The organism is Methanoculleus receptaculi (genome assembly GCF_033472595.1).
GTDB lineage: Archaea > Halobacteriota > Methanomicrobia > Methanomicrobiales > Methanoculleaceae > Methanoculleus > Methanoculleus receptaculi.
On sequence record NZ_CP137642.1, the window covers coordinates 1,217,386 to 1,235,287 of the forward strand.

General features: G+C 57.0%; 13 protein-coding genes, 1 tRNA gene and 1 pseudogene. 10 read left to right on the top strand and 5 right to left on the bottom strand.

Features of this window, described 5'->3' with window-relative positions; all coding sequences use genetic code 11:
• Positions 1 to 10 precede the first annotated feature (10 nt).
• The 10 genes and pseudogenes from xerA (at position 11) to R6Y96_RS06285 (ending at position 10,981) form a co-directional block, all read left to right on the top strand.
• On the top strand, positions 11 to 928 hold the full coding sequence (xerA, locus tag R6Y96_RS06240; protein WP_318620374.1) for a site-specific tyrosine recombinase/integron integrase: 918 nt from the start codon (positions 11 to 13) through the stop codon (positions 926 to 928).
• A 118-nt stretch (positions 929 to 1,046) separates the two neighbouring features.
• Entirely contained in the window at positions 1,047 to 1,982 is a 936-nt protein-coding gene (locus tag R6Y96_RS06245; protein ID WP_318620376.1) for an SDR family oxidoreductase, read from the top strand.
• Positions 1,983 to 2,095: 113 nt separating this feature from the next.
• On the top strand, positions 2,096 to 3,451 hold the full coding sequence (locus tag R6Y96_RS06250; protein ID WP_318620378.1) for a mannose-1-phosphate guanylyltransferase/mannose-6-phosphate isomerase: 1,356 nt from the start codon (positions 2,096 to 2,098) through the stop codon (positions 3,449 to 3,451).
• A 102-nt stretch (positions 3,452 to 3,553) separates the two neighbouring features.
• Positions 3,554 to 3,626: transfer RNA gene (locus R6Y96_RS06255), tRNA-Gln, on the top strand.
• 678 nt (positions 3,627 to 4,304) lie between these two features.
• Complete coding sequence (locus R6Y96_RS06260; RefSeq protein WP_318620379.1) at positions 4,305 to 4,532, top strand: DUF7557 family protein; 228 nt, start codon at positions 4,305 to 4,307, stop codon at positions 4,530 to 4,532.
• A 533-nt stretch (positions 4,533 to 5,065) separates the two neighbouring features.
• The gene (locus R6Y96_RS06265) at positions 5,066 to 6,295 is read left to right on the top strand and encodes a DNA methyltransferase (protein ID WP_404810314.1); all 1,230 of its coding nucleotides are present in this window, start codon (positions 5,066 to 5,068) and stop codon (positions 6,293 to 6,295) included.
• 191 nt (positions 6,296 to 6,486) lie between these two features.
• Positions 6,487 to 6,966 (top strand): annotated as a pseudogene (locus R6Y96_RS06270) (TdeIII family type II restriction endonuclease); the annotation flags it as partial.
• 420 nt (positions 6,967 to 7,386) lie between these two features.
• A complete protein-coding gene (istA, locus tag R6Y96_RS06275; RefSeq protein ID WP_318620382.1) occupies positions 7,387 to 8,631 on the top strand; it encodes an IS21 family transposase in 1,245 nt (414 codons plus the stop codon).
• Positions 8,628 to 9,401 carry an IS21-like element helper ATPase IstB gene (gene istB / locus R6Y96_RS06280; protein WP_318620384.1) on the top strand — a complete coding sequence of 258 codons (774 nt, stop codon included), beginning with the start codon at positions 8,628 to 8,630 and terminating at the stop codon, positions 9,399 to 9,401. The genes istA and istB overlap by 4 nt, the downstream gene beginning before the upstream one ends.
• 95 nt (positions 9,402 to 9,496) lie before the next feature.
• On the top strand, positions 9,497 to 10,981 hold the full coding sequence (locus R6Y96_RS06285; RefSeq protein WP_318620385.1) for a B12-binding domain-containing radical SAM protein: 1,485 nt from the start codon (positions 9,497 to 9,499) through the stop codon (positions 10,979 to 10,981).
• Between the two features lie 158 nt (positions 10,982 to 11,139).
• On the opposite strand, the gene R6Y96_RS06290 is transcribed toward R6Y96_RS06285, so the two are convergent.
• The 5 genes from R6Y96_RS06290 to R6Y96_RS06310 all read right to left on the bottom strand — a co-directional run bounded on the left by R6Y96_RS06290 (position 11,140) and on the right by R6Y96_RS06310 (position 17,902).
• A complete protein-coding gene (locus tag R6Y96_RS06290) occupies positions 11,140 to 12,981 on the bottom strand; it encodes a threonine--tRNA ligase (RefSeq protein WP_318620386.1) in 1,842 nt (613 codons plus the stop codon).
• 135 nt (positions 12,982 to 13,116) lie between these two features.
• Positions 13,117 to 13,674: a dCTP deaminase gene (gene dcd / locus R6Y96_RS06295; protein ID WP_318620387.1), complete on the bottom strand. Its 558-nt coding sequence runs from the start codon at positions 13,672 to 13,674 to the stop codon at positions 13,117 to 13,119.
• Positions 13,675 to 13,696: 22 nt separating this feature from the next.
• On the bottom strand, positions 13,697 to 14,395 hold the full coding sequence (locus tag R6Y96_RS06300; RefSeq protein WP_318620388.1) for an RNA methyltransferase: 699 nt from the start codon (positions 14,393 to 14,395) through the stop codon (positions 13,697 to 13,699).
• Positions 14,396 to 14,404: 9 nt separating this feature from the next.
• On the bottom strand, positions 14,405 to 15,100 hold the full coding sequence (locus R6Y96_RS06305) for a phosphoglycerol geranylgeranyltransferase (protein WP_318620390.1): 696 nt from the start codon (positions 15,098 to 15,100) through the stop codon (positions 14,405 to 14,407).
• Positions 15,101 to 15,106: 6 nt separating this feature from the next.
• On the bottom strand, positions 15,107 to 17,902 hold the full coding sequence (locus tag R6Y96_RS06310) for a DNA topoisomerase I (protein ID WP_318620391.1): 2,796 nt from the start codon (positions 17,900 to 17,902) through the stop codon (positions 15,107 to 15,109).

A 17,902-nucleotide genomic window follows, 5' to 3' on the forward strand; every position in this document is an offset into this window, starting at 1 on the left:
TCATTCTCCAATGGAAAACGTCTCTTTCTCAGAATGGATCGATCGGTTCGGTGGTTACCTTCGGATGCGGAACTACTCCCCCAGAACCATCGAGAAATACATTCAGACACTCCGGCGTTTTGCACGCTATGCCTGGGTCCGTGAGAACCTGGATCCCGACGGCGCCGGGTTCGATGATACATTGCTCGACGACGCTTTGCTGGATGCAGACGTCAACGTATCAACAGCGCTCGTAACCGATTTCTTCTCATACCTCGCCGAGAGGCGGGATTACCAGCCGCGGACGCTCCACCGGATGATCTCGACGCTCTCCTCGTTCTACCGTTACCTCTACGTCCAGGGTGCGGTTGCCGTCGACCCCATGATCGGGGTGGAACGTCCCCGGATCAAGAATCAGGAGTTGAAATACCTCAAACACAGTCAGGTTATCCGGTTGATAAACACGATCGAGAACGAGCGAGACCGGCTGATAGTTCGCCTGATATACGCAACGGGCGTCCGCGTGTCGGAACTCTGTTCCATAAGTATAGAGGATATCGACTTTGAGGATCACACGATCCGGGTCAGGGGAAAAGGGGACAAGATCCGGACGGTATTCATCGACGACGAGACGCTTGAGGAGGTCGGGCGGTTTATAGGCAACAAGATTGCAGGACCGCTATTCCCCGGTCAGCAGGGAAAGCACCTCTCGCCCCGGACTGTCCAGCACATATTCAGGCAATACGCCCCTCCAGGGATAACACCGCATAAGATCCGGCATTCCTACGCAAGCGAACTCTACCGGCGTTCAAAGAACCTCCGTGTCGTGCAAGAGAACCTGGGGCACTCATCCATCAAGACAACCGAGATCTACCTGCATACCGACATAGACGAACGTAAACGCGTCTATCAGCGGTATTTCCCACTCTCAAACGGGGGAGATGAGTAGAGGAGATACCTTCCCGATGGGATGATAAACCATATGATGCTATATGTATACAAGGTGGGGGGGCTTATGGCCGCACACCGGCAACGCTCAAATCAAAGGAACACCAATCTGATTTTGCATGCGCTACATCGTCACCGGCGGGGCGGGGTTCATCGGTTCCGGTCTCGCGGATCGGCTGGCAGCCGATGGTCATGAAGTTTTGATAGTAGATAACCTCTCTTCCGGGCGGCGCGAGAACATCGAGCACCTCCTCGGCAACCCCTACGTGACGTTTGTAGAGGGAAGCGTCACCAACCTGGATCTGCTCCTGGATCTCTCTCTCGGTGCGGACGGAATATTTCACCAGGCGGCCATCGCATCCGTCCCCCGCTCTGTTGCGGCCCCGCTGGAAACAAACGAGGTTAACGTGACCGGGACGCTGAACCTTCTGTGGGCCGCGAAGGAGTGCGGTGTGCCGGCGGTCGTGGCCGCCTCCACATCGGCGATCTACGGCGATGAACCGGTCTTTCCAAAAGAGGAGAGCATGCCGCCGGCGCCACTCTCTCCTTACGCTGTCTCAAAACTCGCTGGTGAATACTACGGCAGAGTCTTTTCCGATCTCTACGGTGTCAGGACGGTCTTCCTGCGCTACTTCAACGTCTATGGACCCAGACAGGACCCGAATTCCGATTACGCCGCGGTGATCCCGAAGTTTATCACCCGGCTGATCGAGGGCAGGCCGCCGATAATCTACGGCGACGGCGAGCAGACCCGGGACTTCATCTTCGTCGCCGATGTGGTGCGGGCAAACATCATGGCGATGGAGAGCAGCGCATCTGGGGTCTTCAACATCGCTGGCGGGAGCAGGATCAGCCTCAATCAACTTGCATCCATCCTCTCGGCGATCACCGGTGTAAATCGCCAGCCGGTGTATGATCAGCCCCGACCAGGAGACGTGCGCGATTCGGTCGCCGCGATATCACGTGCCCGGGAGGCTTTTGGCTTCACCCCCCGCTACACCCTGGAGGAGGGTCTCCGGGAGACGGTGGCCTGGTTCAGGAAGATGGTGGGGTGAGGAGGAGATAACCGGATCTCGTCTTCCTGCCCGGGCAAACCCCAGGTCTTTATCTCCAGCAGGTACAAAATTAGACTGCAACAACCGGTGCCGTGCGGCACGGGGTCGATTTCATGAAGACTATCATACTTGCAGGCGGGAGCGGCACCCGCCTCTTCCCGCTCTCACGAGAACACTATCCAAAACAGTTCATCCCCCTGCTCGACGATGAGTCCCTCTTCCAGAATACCGTGAAGAGAGCGCTCCTCCTCTCAACCCCGCAGGAGATCACGATAGTCACCAACGCCGAACATCGGTTCCTGGTCAGGGACCAGCTCGCCGCCATAGGGTGCGACTGCCGCGTCCTGGTGGAACCGGTGGGCAGGAACACCCTTCCGGCGATCTACCACGGTGTTCAGGAGATAACGCGGGAGAACGGTCCGGATACCGTCGCGGTCCTCCCATCGGATCACCTGATCACCGCGACAGGGGAGTTTCAGGAGGCGTTCCGCCTGGCGGAGCGGTTTGCAAAGGACTACCTTGTGGTCTTCGGGGTGCGCCCAACCTCGCCGCACACCGGATACGGCTATATCCGACCGGGAGAGCCCCTCGGCTGCGGCGGTGCGAGGGTGGATGCCTTTGTCGAGAAGCCCGACCTTGAGACCGCCAGGAGTTACGTCGCCGATGGTTACCTCTGGAACTCCGGGATGTTCTGTTTTGATGCAGGGCTCTTTCTCTCCGAGTGCGAGGTCTGTGCACCGGAGGTTGTCCGGGCGTTTGAGCAACCCATGGAAGAGGCCTACAACGCGACACCTGCTCTCTCCATCGACTACGGGGTGATGGAGAAGACGCGGCGGGCGGCGGTTGTGCCGCTCGAATCCGACTGGAGCGATGTTGGGAACTTCGACGCAGTATACGCTGCCCTTCCTAAGAACAGCGATGGTAACGCTGTCCGGGGTGAGCATATCGGGATCGACTCCTCTGGAAACCTGATCATCACCGACAGCCTTGTGGCCACCGTCGGTGTCCATGAGATTGCCATCGTCGAGACGAAGGATGCAATCCTGGTTGCCGCACGCGACGAGGCGCAGCGGGTCGGCGAGATCGTGAAAGCCCTCCGCGATAAGGGGGATACGCGTGCGCTATTTCACACGCAGGTTCACCGCCCCTGGGGTTCCTACACGAACCTGGAGGAGGGGCGGTCGTACAAGATCAAGCGGGTCACCGTCCCGCCGAAACGGCGGCTATCGCTCCAGATGCACCACCACCGGTCGGAGCACTGGGTGGTGGTCACCGGATGCGCCGAGGTGACGATCGGGGATAAGACCTTCCTGGTCAGGAACGGCGAGTCCACCTTCGTTCCTGCAGGAACGGTTCACCGGCTTGCAAACCCGGGCATCCTGCCGCTTGAGCTGATCGAGGTCCAGATCGGGGAGTATACCGGTGAGGACGACATCGTCCGGTTCGAAGACGATTTCGACAGGAGTTAGGTGCCGGGTGGGGCACCCCACAAAAACCGATATAATCCCGTGATGCGTACCCATATGGGCCGGTAGCCACAGTTAGGTGTCTGCCCCCGGTTTTGTTTCCCTACCCCCGTGGTGTAGCGGTCAATCATGCAGGACTTTGGATCCGGCGACGGCGGTTCGAATCCGCCCGGGGGTATGAAAACTTCATGTTCACTACCCGAGGCATAGTTTTTCTAAGAATGGCGCGAGATTGGGGAGCAATTCGAACGGTGCATCAGATCTACCGATCCCCTTATTGCGGCATTATCGGGGAGGGTGCCAGCGAGTTTGATTGATGAGGAAATTCGCTATAGGATGGACATTTTCATGTCCCTGATGAAGTTAGAGCCTGCTGCCGACAGACACCTCGGATTCGGATCATGGGGTGTGTTGTATCCTAAGGGAAAATCTGGAGACACAGGAACAGACTGAATACGATATGGATGAGTTCATCCCAAAAAGGTCTCCAAACCTCGGTATACCCTAATCGGGGCCCTTAATTCTCAGGTATCCGCCATCTGAGCCAGGAGGGTGAAACGGTTTTCCATTGGCTATCGCCATTCGGGGGCGGGGCCGGGAGGGGGTGTCCCCCTCCCGGTAGTGCCGTTTCACATGAAAAATCCCATCGAAATCGGAAACGGAGTCCTGGTTGTCGCGCTTCCAACCGCGACGTACCCGCGGTTTATCACCCTTCGGGGATTTCCATCAGGTGCGCCTGTGGCCGAACGCCGCCTCATGACCGTTTTGGGACAACCTCAATGGCAAGCCTCTACGTCGGGGAGTATCATCCGGAGGGAAGGCAAACTTAATACTCCACATTCTCCTATAGCGGGCTATGGTGACGACGATCCAACTCAAACCCGAGACCAAGGCTCGCCTGGACGATGTAAAACTCCACCCACGAGAAACCTACGACGAGACTTTGAACCGTCTCCTGGATATGGCATTTGATCCGGAACCGCTTTCCGAAGAGTCCATGAGGAGAATTGAAGAAGCCCTTGAAGACATTCGGGCCGACAGAGTTCGTCCTTTCGAGGAATATGTTCAGGAACGAGGCCTATGATATGGCGACTGCTAATCACGGCGGGTGCCGAGGGGGACCTCAATAAAATCCCTGAAACTGATAGCAAACGAATTAAGGAAGAGCTTTATGCTCTGGCAGATGAACCGCACCCCAAATCTTACGTTAAAAAAGATAAAGGGGCACTCACGCAGTCCCCTATACTCTTTTCGTGTTGGGCGGTATCGAGCGATTCTCATCATCGAGGGCAATACAATGATAGTCACCCTGGTCGAGGTCGGAAACCAAAGTAAAGTCTATCGGAAATATTGAGTCCGCCTACTACTGAGATGATCTGCACGGTATGCCTGGGGTACTGGACTTAAAGTTCTGATATTGCCCTCGGGTATTTGATTCTGTTTATCTCTCTACGTGAAGAATGGTTCAGTGTTTTGAGTAAATCTCACAATCATCCTGGGTTAGCGGGAACACCTGAGCGTTACAAATGGGAGAAGACGAGTCTTCAAGCGGTGAAGTCACCTATTTTTATGGTGTCCCGCTCTAATAACACAATAACCGGGAGAGAGGTTGATTACATGATTGCGAATGAGGAAGAGCAAGCGGAGGTCCGTTCGGCCCGCGTGCTGCTACCCACCATCCCCGGTCAGGTGACCCCGGATACACCTCTGGAGTCACTAAACCTGAACTGGCGAGAGAGGGACCTGCCTGAAAAGGAGAGGACCAAACATGTTCACCGGCTACACCCCTACCTCGGGAAGTTTATACCACAGTTGACCGAGGTTTTTCTACGCAAATACTTCGGGCGGGGTCAAACGGTGCTGGACCCTTTCGTGGGCTCTGGCACAACGCTTGTTCAGGCAAACGAACTCGGCATAAATTCCATCGGTTACGATATATCGGCTTTTAACGTTCTCCTCTGCCGGGCAAAAACAGCGCATTATGATATCTCTGAGATGCAGAGAGAGGTGTTGGATATACTCGCAAGAGTGAAAGCCGCTACCCAGATCAGTTCGTCACAGCGTTCCCTGACCGGCGAGGTGATCGAGACGCTCTCGATATCCGGGATGGACAACGAGTACCTCCAGCAGTGGTTTGCCCCACGTGCGCTGAGCGAACTGCTGACGTATCGCTCATTCATTGAGACGGGAGACTATCAGTATACGGATCTGCTCAAGGTCATACTCTCGCGGGCAGCGCGTTCCGCACGGTTAACGACACACTTTGATCTGGACTTTCCGAAAAGGCCCGTTACCGAACCATACTGGTGCTATAAACATTCAAGAATCTGTTCTCCAACCGAGGAGGCATTCAAGTTCCTCAATAGATACAGTAAGGACACGATCAAAAGGGTAAAGCAATTCCAGGAAATTCGCACGGATGCGTCGGTGCAGTTATTTCATGAGGACTCACGTAAAGCCACCTATCCAGAGAATAACGGTATTTTTACAAGCCCGCCGTACGTTGGCCTGATCGACTATCACGAACAGCACGCTTATGCCTACCACCTCCTCGGTTTGCAGGACATGCGCGAATCTGAGATTGGGGCTGCGTCCAATGGTTCCAGCATGAAGGCGCAGGAACGGTACAAAAAAGATATCGCAGAGGTATTCTGCCGCGCATCGGAGTTCATGCCTGCAGGAAGCAGAATAATTGTTGTAGCCAACGATCGGGCTAACCTCTACGGTGATGTTGCGGATATGGTTGGTGTTGAGGTTGAGGGTATCATAAACCGGTGCGTCAATCGTCGTACCGGGAGACGGTCGGGAGAGTTTTATGAATCAATCTTCGTCTGGCGTAAATGTTGATGAGAGATCAAATAAAAAGCGTGGCTCTCTGGTGATTGATGAAGAGACGCGAGCAAGAATCAAGGGTTTCCTGGAGGGTTTTGTCGAGAATATTGTGGCCACATATCGAGGGAGGGAGATCGAGCCTTACGAAACACCTTCGTCATATCTGTCCAGGAGATCTTCTGGAGGGGAGCTGAAAGCCATTTCACGCAGGTATAATCCCGTCAGAACTTCTTCGAATTAATCAGTTTGAGAGGGGGTTCAGTACAAGTTTAGGGAACAGTTTTGAGGAATGTGCCCGTTTGATAGCGCTACAGCATCATAAGGAGGCTATACGAGGATACGCTACAACAGGAGACGTCAGTCGCGCTGCGATGGTTGAGATCGAACAGCAGGTCAGAGTTTTTGAACGAGCAGCTAAAAAGGGCGAAGAGAGGCCATCTTTAAATGAGATGGTTGGCGCTGTTTTAGATGCCCGGAGATCTGATGATCTTGTCCCTTTGAAAGTAACGGCGGATCTCTACATTGAAGCAGATGACGGCAGAAGATTCTATTTTGAGATAAAGTCCCCCATGCTCAATAAGGGGCAGTGTCTGGAGGTCACACAGAGATTATTGCGGTTCCATCTTATTGCAGGAGGCAAAAACAGCCCTATGAACCCGGGCGGAGAGATTGCGCATCGGCCCTGATGCTGCAGGGATTCAGGTTTCCGTCTTTTGAGGTGCATCCCTCCAATCGCAGAAAACGTTATCCGTCTCCGAGTCAGGATGTTTTATCGATACCGCGATGTCATGAACCCTGGAGACTGGCAACCCGGGGTGTGACCGACTCTTTGCCGATAACCGTGTATCCAGGGCAGTGACTCTCATGGAACCCGGGAGGTTCGCGTTCTCGCCCGGAGTTTGCCTTTTGGGAGAAGACCGCGGCGTGAAGGCGCACCCGGCAACTGGCGGAAAAGATCTCACGAGTGCTCAATACCTGGCAGGGTGAGAGACCACTCAAACCGTTATACCAGAACAAATGTCAACGGCGGCGTAACTTTGTGCACTTTCGGCGGTCTAAAAGTGTACACCTGCTAACCCTCAAGGACGTACTTGAGGGGCGTAGCTATGTTCACTGTGGAGGAATTTCTCATGATCCGCGACTTGCATCATCAGGGGCTGAACATCAGCCAGATCTCCCGGGAGACGGGATATCATCGAAACACAGTGCGAAAATATCTTGCTGCCCAAACCGTGCCAATACCGGCTTCCCGCAGGACACGACCGAGCAAACTCGATCCATACAAGGCGTACATTCAGCAGCGCATCCGCGACTACCCCCTGAGCGCCGCCCGGATCTACCGCGAGATCCAGGAGATGGGATTTAACGGAAAGTACACCATCGTCAAGGACTACATCCGGGAGATCCGGCCACCCACGCGTGTACCGGCGGTCTTCCGGTATGAGACCGAACCCGGTGTCCAGGCGCAGGTGGACTGGGGTGAGTGCGGACATCTGGATGTCGATGGACGGCGGAGGAAACTGTACTGCTTCAGCATGATCCTCGGCTATTCGCGAATGCGGTATGCGGTCTTCACCCTCTCCACAGATACCTCCACCCTCATCCAGTGCCACCTCAATGCCTTCGAATACTTCGGCGGGTATACCGAGGAGATCCTGTATGACAACATCAAAACGGTGGTCCTCAAACGGGCGCTCCGCGCCGGCGACCACCAGTGGAACCCGAAGTTCGAGGACTTCTTCTCGCATCATGGGTTCATTCCCCGGCTCTGCAAACCCTACTGTCCCCAGACCAAAGGGAAGATTGAAAATACCATTGGCTACGTTAAACGCGACTTCCTCCTCGGAGGAACCTTCTCATCCCTCGACGACATGAACCGGCAGCTCCTGCAGTGGTGCAACCGGGTCAACGCCGAACCCCACGGCACCACCCACGAGATCCCGGTTGAACGGCTGCAACAGGAGAACCTCAAGCCCCTGATCGGGATCCCGCCCTACCGGCTGCGCCAGGAAGAGCACCGGAAGATCTCGCGTGAAGCGTACATCTCCTATCTTGGCAACCGCTACTCGGTGCCCTACCGATTCGCCGGGAGAGAGGCGATTCTGGAGATCCAGCGCGATCAGATGACCGTCAGGGTCGGCACCGAGATCATCTGCTCGCATACCATCGTTCCCGGGCATGCCCGGATCATCCGGGAGAAGGAACACTTCTCCGGCCTTCTTGCCGAGGTCATGCGCTGTAACGCTCAATCGGAAACGGCCTCACGGCCGCTCTTCCGGATGGTCGGCCCTGAGGTTGAACACCGACCGCTCTCGGTTTATGAGGGGTTCTCCGGGGAGGTGCAGTTATGAGTGCCCTGATCTACGAGCGGGTGCATGATAATCTGAATCGTCTGAAGTTGACGACGATCGAGGCGCTCCTGGATAACTACCTCGAAATCGCCGCAAAGGAGGAGTGGTCAACCCTGGAACTCCTCGACTGTCTCCTGGATCAGGAGGTGAAGAGTAAAGAGGAGCGTGCTCTTGAGTTCCGGATGCGGCTGGCCGCGTTTCCCATGGAAAAGAGACTCGAGGATTTCGATGTCAGTTTTCAACCCTCTCTCGATCCCGCGGTGATTCGGGATCTGGCGTCTCTGCGGTTTGTCCATCACGCGGAGAATGTTGTCTTCCTGGGGCCTCCGGGAGTGGGGAAGACCCATCTGGCTCTGGCTCTCGGTCACGAGGCGGTGAAACAGGGGTTCCGGGTCTCCTATGTGAATGCATCCAGTCTCATTGAGCGGCTGATGAAAGCGAACCGGGAGAACAAACTTGAAGAGCGGATTAAGGCGCTCACGAAGTTTCATCTCCTGATCATCGATGAGATGGGATACTTGCCGTTCGACAGCGAAGGTGCCCACTGTTTCTTCAGTCTGATCTCAAGGCGGTATGAGAAGTCATCGACGATCTTCACCTCGAACAAGTCCTACGGGGAGTGGGGGGAGATCTTCGGTGACCATGTGATCGCTGCAGCGGTGCTGGATAGGATCCTCCATCATTGTACGACGATTAACATCAAAGGCGACAGCTACCGCCTGAAAGAACGGCGGAAACAGGGGCTCTTCTCCAATACGCTTCCGGGATGAAAAAAGATAGGTTTATGGACTCAAGTGTACACTTTTATTCCGCCCAAATCTGTACACTTTTACGCCGCCGTTGACACAAAAAGGAGGTAGGCAATTTGAAGATACCTGATGGAGATTGCAGGATTGTCCTGACCGCGGATCGCACTCTCATGAGCGATTATCATCATAACGAATTTCTGGGGTTTGGAGCATGCGCCCCACCAAACGTCCTCCCAAACTGGTTTTATAAGTGGCTCTTCTTCCCGCCCATAAAGACAGAGGGCGGAGTGCCAGTCGCTGCACCATATGGTCTGCGGAAGATCGAGGGCGAACTGGCACTGGAAGGGTTTGATGCGGTGGTGGTCGATCCCGACCATCTGGGCAAATACCTTGAGAATGCAAAAGTTCTGAGCGTATATGTCATGGATCCTTTCGGTCTGGGCCCGGCATCAAGCACCTTCGCCTTCTTCCTTCAGAAAGAACCGTTCCTGGCCGAGTATTTCCGTAAATTGATGAGCAGCAAAGAGATAAAAGAGGCAAAAGAGCGCGGCCTCAAGGTTATCCTCGGCGGCCCCGGCGTCTGGCAGTTCAAATATAGGCCTGAGTTCGCCAGGAAGTATGGGATTGACTGCATCATTGAGGGCGAAGGTGAGAAGGTCATTGGAAAGATTGTCCGGGCTGCACTGAACGACGAAAACCTCCCAGAATATTATGAGGTACCTCCTGAAGAGGTTCCATCTCTGGAAGAGATACCGGGGATCATCGCCCCCTCTATCAACGAGTTCGTTGAGATCGGCCGTGGGTGTTGCAGAGGGTGCAGGTTCTGCAACGTAACCCTGAGGCCTTTGAGGTGGTACCCATACGAAAAGATCCTGAAAGAGATTGAGGTAAACCGAAAGACCGGAAACGGTGTCTGCCTTCATGCCGAGGACGTGATGCTCTACGGCTCAAGGAACACCATTCCAGACGCCGAGAAACTCACCAGACTTCACGAGATTGTCTCGGATAAGTGCGATGGGATAGGATGGAGCCACTGCTCTCTTGCGGCGGTCGCATCGAGCCCGAAACTCTTCTCGCAGGTTGCCGAGATCATACTCCAGAAACAGTCCTGGTGGGGTGCCGAGGTCGGTATAGAGACCGGTTCCGCGGAACTGGCAAAGAAGATTATGCCTGCAAAAGCCCATCCATTCAAGGTCGAGGAGTGGCCGGAAGTCATCCGCACCGGGATGGGCCTGATGCACGACAACATGCTGGTGCCGGCATGCACCCTGATCGTGGGCGGGCCGGAGGAGACTGAGGACGATCTCATCAAGACCATAGAGATGATGGACGATCTCAGGGATATCAGAAGCCTGATCGTGCCCTTATTCTTCGTTCCGATGGGCAGGTTCAGGGATGAGGAGTGGTTTGATGAGACTGAGATGAACAGCCTCCACCAGGAACTTCTGTTAATGTGTTTGAGGCATGACCTCTACTGGGCAGACAGCCTGATCGATCTCTCGATCGGGCGAGACTGGCCCGGCAAACTCAGGACCTCCTTCTATAAACTCTTTTTAGAGCTGGTCAAACGGAGGATAGAACGTGAAGGGGTAGAGATCTGAGCGCAGGCGGCAGTCCCCGCGTATTGCCCTGGTATGAGGATGGGCGTGGTCGGTGATGCGGTTGCAGCGCTGATCAGCGGAGATTCAAATGGATCATGAGCGGGCGCATCCGGTTCCAGATGCTGGCAGGTCACAGGCGCCCCGGAACAAAAAAAAGATCAAATGAACCGTGGCCTCCTCGAGAGGCAGCCCGGCGTGTAGAGCGGGCGGAACGGTTTCCCGTCGGTCTCCATTCTCACCGCCTGGATGAGTTCGCTCTCGGTCATCGTCTCCCGGCATGGTCGTTTCTTCTCCGAGAGCCTCCTGATGGTGACCGTGAGCCTGCCGGTCTCGGCCTCCAGGTCGCCGATCATAACGACGTAGGGCACCCAGTCCATCCCGGCCTCCCGGACCTTCCTGTTCACACTCTCGTCCCGGTCGTCGATGTCAACCCGGATGCCTGCCGCCTTCAGCCGGCCGGCTATATCCTCGGCAAACCAGACGTGCCGCTCTGCCACCGGTACCAGCCGCACCTGGGTCGGCGCAAGCCAGGTCGGGAACGATGGCACCTCCTGGGTCGCGGTGTTCTCGAGCATTGCGCAGATCACCCGTTCGATCGAACCCGTCGGCGAGCAGTGGAGGATTGGAGGATGGATCTCTTGTCCCTCAGGTGTGTAGTAACTGATATCGAACCGCCTGGCGCTCTCTATATCGATCTGGACGGTCGGGTTCTCGATCGGCCTGCCCTGCGCATCGATCGCCGCAAGGTCCGCCTTCGCGATCCAGTAATGGCTCCGCTCAGAGAGGATATCGATCAGCATCGGCACCCCCGAATTTGCGACGATCTTCTTCACCCAGGGTTCATACTGCTCAAAGAAGTCCCGGGTGCACCTGAAGACCCCGACAAGCGGCGTCTCGAGGTCGCGGCCGCTCTTCCAGCCCATCGCCAGTTGCTCCTCGAACGCCGCAAGCGCATCATCCATGTCCAGGCAGAGTGTGTGCATATCAGGCATCGTGAAAGCGCGGAGACGTTTTAGCCCGATAACCTCGCCCTTCTGCTCGTGGCGGAACGAGTATGTCGAGAGCTCGTAGAGTTTCATTGGCAGAGTGTTTGGCGAGATGTGCATGCTGTTCATGATGGAGAACATGCCGAAACACGCCGCAAACCGCAGCATCATATCACGGTTGCCGCTCTTGAACCGGTACTGCCGCTCCCCGAACCTGGCGGCATGCTCCGCAATAGCCTTATCCGCGAGGTCATACATCACCGGGGTCTCCACCGGCATCGCACCGTAATCGAGCACCTGCGAGAGGACATAATCGGCAAGAAGGTCGCGGATCAACTTGCCCCGGGGCATCCAGCGGAGGTGGCCGACGTCCGAGCGCGGTTCATAATCCACAAGTTCCTTCGCCCGCATCAGATCAACGTGGGCCGGCTCGACCCCTTCCTGCCCAGCGTAACCGATCTCCTTCTGGACAAGGCAGGCAAACGGCGTATTTCCAGCCGCGTAGTCAGCGGCGTCCCGGCGCTCGCCCTCGGGTGTGATGACGAAGAACTCATGCTCGATCTCCTTCTTTGCGGCGGCCGCAACCCCTCCCCCCGGGACGATCGTCCTTGAGAGCTCGGACAGCGGATGACCCTTACAGGAGAGAGAGAACGCCTTATACCAGCCAAAAGGCGCCCTTCTCACAACAAAACCGTCCTCCTGCTCCCGGAGCGCCTCCTCAATATTCCGGAGAGCGCTAACCGCCACCTCCGGTGACGCCAGGTCGGAGGAGAGGTGTGCGTAGGGGTAGATCATTATATTGGTCGTGCCGAGTTGCCTGGCTGTGTTGACGATCTCCTCGACCGCCTGCCGGACGGCATCATCGATATTCTCCTCGTCGAGAGACTCTACCGCGCAGAAGACAGCAAGCGCCTCATCGAGTCCGTCCTTCAGGACGGCATCCTCTTCGGCGGCCTTCGTCTTCTTCCGTGCCTCATACTCGATATGATCAGAGTGGATCAGAAGAAGTCGCATTGGTATCCCCAGTTGAATCGTTCAATGTCTGTTTTCCTGCTATATAGTGCATAACGCTCGTCGGCCGGTGCCGCACCAACGAGAGCGACCCGACCTCGCGGCGGCGGCGTTTTTGCCGTGTCGTCAGCACCCTCATCAGGTGCGGCGCGCGTTCTCATGGTAGCGGGAGAGCGTCGCCTGCCGCTGGTTTATATACTTTGCATCCTTCTTCATGTAGTAGGGGCGCGCGGCACGGTCGGTGTGGTAGAAGACCAGCTGTCCGATCGCCATCCCGGCGTAGACCCGCACCGGTCTGGAGTTCACGTTGCACATCTCAAGCGTGATCGTCCCCCGGAACCCCGCATCGATCCAGCCTCCCGTCTGGTGGAGTTCGACCCCCAGGCGTGCGATGCTGCTCTTTCCCTCGATGCTTGCCACGATATCGTCGGGAAGGTCGATCGACTCCAGCGTCTCGCCAAGCAGGAACTGACCAGGCGCAAGTACAATAGAGTCGGCCACGGTCTCCTCAGTCCCCGCGAAGATGGTCTCCTTCTCAAAAGGATCGATCACCATATCCCCCGGAACGTACCAGACAAAGTGCGACCCAAGCCTGATATCCAGCGAGTTTGGCTGGATCAGGTCGGGATCATATGGTTCAACCTTTATATGCCCCCGCCTGATCCAGTCCTCTATCTGCCAGTCGACAAGAATCATTCTATCACATCTCTCCTGCAGACTATTCCTTGTTTTCGAGATGCCACTCCGCCCGCCGCATCAACCCGTGCAGCGTGCTCACCTCACGGGTCGTCAGTTTAGTCCGGCCAAGCACACGGCGGATGAGTGTCAGCGTGTTCTCCCGCTTGAAATCCGGGTGTTCGATCCGGTCGAGAAACGCGTCTATGTGACTGTAGAGCGACTCCATCTCGACTGGCCCGGCCAGCAGATACGTCCCGCGCGGCAGGTCGGCAAGTTCGTAGCAGAGGATACCAACAGCGTGGGAGAGGTTAAGGATGGGGTAGACCTCCGATGTGGGGATGGTGCAGATCAGGTTGGCGCGCTCAAGTTCGGCGTTCGAGAGTCCCCAGTTCTCCCTCCCAAAGAGGATCGCGACCGATCCATCGATATCTGCGATGATCTCCCTGACCTCCGCCGGCGTGTAGTAGGGCATCCGCATCGGGGTGCAGACCGATTTGCTCACCTCACCGGTTGTCGCGACAACAAAGTCGAACTCACGGTAGACCTCGTCGATCGTCATCCGCCGGGCGGAATCAAGGACGTCGCGAGCATGGGATGCGCGCATGATGGCATCATCGCCAAGCGCGCAGGGGTTGACAAGCACCAGACGGCCGAAACCGAAGTTCTTCATCACCCTTGCGGTAAACCCGACATTCCCATCGTAAAGGGGTTCGACCAGGACGATAGAGATCTCTGGCATACTCTCTTTTCAGTGCACCGCCCGGACAGTCGCCCGGAGCACCTCGATCCCTTCCTCGTAGACCGCGTTTCCTACAACGATGGTGTCGGCATACCGACCCATCTCAGCAGCCTGTTTGGCCGAACGTATCCCCCCGCCGTAGTAGATGATGGCATCATGGACCGCTCCGGCCGCCGCCTGCACGACCCGCGGATCCCCGTATCTCCCGCTGTACTCGATGTAGACGATCGGGAACCTGAAGTAACGGTCAGCCACCTGTGCAAACGCTGACACCTCCCTCGCAGAGAGGTTGCAGTCCGCCCCTGTCACCCGGCCGACCGCCGAGTCCGGGTTGAGGACTATGTAGGCCTCCGGCACAACCATATCCCATTTTATGCCATCGCCGTTGCTGAGGAGCCAGGTGTAGTGTTTCCCGACGATCCAGCGGACGTCGTCTGTGTTCAGCACGCTCGGCACAAAGAGGTGGTCGACCCCGCCGTCGAATATGGCGCAGTCGGGGCTCGCCGGCTCGACCACCACCGGCAGCCCGTAAAGGGAGACCTGGTCAAGCAGTTCAAGGAGGTTCTCTCGTGTCACGTTCAGCGTGCCCGAGAGCATAAGGGCATCGGTTCCGCTTGTTGCGATCTCCTCAACGGCTCCGGGGGGGAGGCGTTTATCGGGATCCAGTTTTGTCACGTGGGTCCACGTCTTCCAGTTGGCGTGCATCGTCTCTCACTTCAGGTGGCCGATGTAGTCATGGATCCTGGCCTTCGGGATGCCGGTGATTGAGGAGACCATCTCCGGGTCAGCCTCAAGGAGTGTTTCGGCATTGTATACCCCCGCAAGGTGTAGTCTCTGAAGGGTCGCCTCGCCCAGCCCCGGAATCTCCAGGAGTTCTTTTCGTCCGCGTTCGATCGCCTGTCTGGTGATCTTTGGCGGGGTGGGGCGGCCAAGATGCCTGCATACCAGATCCACATGTTTATGTACGGTTTCCGGGTTAATGCCGGTTTTGCCTGCTAGGTAGGGGATGGGGAGGTAACAGAGATCCTCGGGGCGGCTGATGCCGGCCTCAAGGTACTTCTTCAGGCTGACAGCAGGAACCCCCGCCTCCCTCAAGGCGCGTTCGCCGGAGAGCCGGCGCGCTTCATCGAGCAGCTCGTTTGCAGCCGTCTCGGGGATTCCCGCTTTCTTGAGCGTTGCAACCTCGGCCTGAGAGAGCGCGTGGAGATCGCCGATCCCCTCATCGAGGAGGCTCTTAAAGATCTTTGCGTGGCTCCGCCCTTTCCTCGGGGGGACTATCTTCCGGACGAGTTTCCGCAGTTCCGACCTTCTGCGAAGAACCTCAAGCGCATCTTCCGCCTCCCCTGCAAGCCCTCTCGCCTCCTCGATACCGATACCCAGGGCCTCTGCGAGCTCTTCTGGTGGCATGCCCGCGATATCGGAGACTGTGTATATGTGCTGTTCGTGCAGACGCTGCAGCAGGTCATCGGTCATCGAGGGCATGAGGTAAAGCGCCTCGATGTTGGAGGAGATATGGTTGCAGAGCGGGCAACCGAGGTCCCAGGGGCGGGCGCCTTTCTTGATCAGGCGGATGTGAGCGAGGTTGTGCTTCTCGCAGGTCTCATCCGTCCTGATGGCCCTGCCCCAGGCTGTGCCGGGCAAACTGATGTTGAACCGGCACTCCGGGTAGCCGTTGCATCCGATGAACTGGGAAGCCCCGCTATGCCGGATCCGGAGATCTCTGCCGCAGACTGGGCAGGAGCCGACGGTACGCTCCTCAGCGGTCTGCTCCATGATCTCGTTTCCGATCTCCGACTCGTGCGCCTCAAGATTGTCAAAGACCTGGTGCAGCATCTGGCGCGACTCGTGGATGACATCGTCACGGGAGCGCCGGCTCTGTTTTATGAGCTGCATGTGCTCCTCAAGCGTACGGGTCATCTCGGGTTCGGTGATCGTCGCGGCATGGTTGTCGAGCGCGTCTATGACCGCCCTGCCGACAAGCGTCGGCCGGAGCGGGTTTCCCTCCACGTACCGGCGTGAGATCAGTTTCCCGATCACCTCGTGCCGGGTGCTCTTTGTGCCGAGTCCGAGCTCCTCCATAACCTGGATGAGCCGGCTCTGAGAGTAGCGTGCGGGGGGTTGCGTCTCTTTCTCTTCGAGTTTCACCTCCCTTATCGGCAGTTTCTCGCCCTGTCCGATCGCGGGAAGGATGGTCTCCTTCGCCTCCGAGTATGGGTAGACCCGGCGCCATCCCGCCTCTATGAGCCTGCCGCCCGCGGCGCGGTAGGTCTCACCAGAAGCATCAAATGTATACCGGGTGGTCGCCCATTTTGCGTCCGGGGAGAGTGTTGCCAGGAACCGTCGCACAACCAGTTCGTAAACCTTCCATTGCTCCTCCCCGAGAACCTCACGGGTCGCTGCCGCGGTCGGGTGGATGGGAGGATGGTCGGTGCTCTCCTTCTTGCCCCGGGTCGGTTTGGAGCGCCGGTTCTGCTGGACCCAGGCGACGTCCTTATCAAAGACCCCTCCCTTCAGGGTCTCCAGGATGCCGTTCAGGTTCAGCGACCCCGGGTAGACCGTGTTGTCCGTCCGGGGATAGGAGATGTAACCGTTCATATAGAGCCCCTCAGCGATCCGCATCGCGTTTGCCGCCGAGAACCCGAGTCTGGCCGCCGCGACTATGAAGGTCGTGGTATCAAACGGTGTCGGCGCACGGTCGACCTTCTGCCCCTCTTTTACTTCCGTGACAACAAGCGGCTCTTTCGTCCTCTCCTTTGCGGTGAATGCCGCGTCGCGGTCAGTGAACCGGCCGGTGGTGTGTCGGGCCTCAAAGGTTGTTCTGTCCTTCTCGGTCGTGAGCGAGAGCACCCAGTATGTCTGGGGGACAAAGTTCTCGATCTCGCGTTCCCGGTCGACGATCATGGCAAGCGTCGGGCTCTGGACGCGGCCGACGGAGAGGATATCCCTGCCGCCACGGCGTGCCGCAAGGCTGAGGAACCGGGTCAGCGCCGCCCCCCACATCAGGTCGACCGTCTGGCGGGCTTCACCTGCGGCCGCCAGGTCAAAATCGAGTTCGACTGGGTTTTCAAAGGCCGCCCGTATCTCCGCCGGGGTTATCGCCGAGAACCGGGCGCGGTTGACCCTGACGTCGGGGTTCACCGCACGCACAAGTTCGTAGGCCTCTTTGCCGATCAGTTCCCCCTCGGTATCGTAATCGGTGGCGATGGTGACGAGATCGGCCTTCTTCGCAAGTTTCTGGATGAGGTTGACTATCTTCTTCTCGGTCGGTTTCTTGACTGTCCCAGCATCGATGAGGGTGCGCGGGGTGTGGGTTGTGCTGCGCCAGTTTGCGTAGCCCGGTTCAAAGTCCACCTCAACCACGTGCCCCTTTAGGCCCACAACAGTCCTGTTGTCGAACGAGTAGGTGAAGACACTTCCATCTTTTGTTGTCTTCACCTTCTCGTCGCCTGCAAGGATCTGCGCGATCCGCTTGGCCGAGATGTTCTTCTCTGCGATTATAAGGTGCAC

Coding starts and splice junctions, on each gene's coding strand:
- R6Y96_RS06250 (WP_318620378.1), top strand. CDS start 2,096: ATGAAGACTATCATACTTGCAGGCGGGAGCGGCACCCGCCTCTTCCCG.
- R6Y96_RS06290 (WP_318620386.1), bottom strand. CDS start 12,981: ATGCGACTTCTTCTGATCCACTCTGATCATATCGAGTATGAGGCACGG.
- dcd (WP_318620387.1), bottom strand. CDS start 13,674: ATGATTCTTGTCGACTGGCAGATAGAGGACTGGATCAGGCGGGGGCAT.
- R6Y96_RS06265 (WP_404810314.1), top strand. CDS start 5,066: ATGATTGCGAATGAGGAAGAGCAAGCGGAGGTCCGTTCGGCCCGCGTG.
- istA (WP_318620382.1), top strand. CDS start 7,387: ATGTTCACTGTGGAGGAATTTCTCATGATCCGCGACTTGCATCATCAG.
- R6Y96_RS06245 (WP_318620376.1), top strand. CDS start 1,047: ATGCGCTACATCGTCACCGGCGGGGCGGGGTTCATCGGTTCCGGTCTC.
- R6Y96_RS06260 (WP_318620379.1), top strand. CDS start 4,305: ATGGTGACGACGATCCAACTCAAACCCGAGACCAAGGCTCGCCTGGAC.
- istB (WP_318620384.1), top strand. CDS start 8,628: ATGAGTGCCCTGATCTACGAGCGGGTGCATGATAATCTGAATCGTCTG.
- R6Y96_RS06305 (WP_318620390.1), bottom strand. CDS start 15,100: ATGCACGCCAACTGGAAGACGTGGACCCACGTGACAAAACTGGATCCC.
- xerA (WP_318620374.1), top strand. CDS start 11: ATGGAAAACGTCTCTTTCTCAGAATGGATCGATCGGTTCGGTGGTTAC.
- R6Y96_RS06300 (WP_318620388.1), bottom strand. CDS start 14,395: ATGCCAGAGATCTCTATCGTCCTGGTCGAACCCCTTTACGATGGGAAT.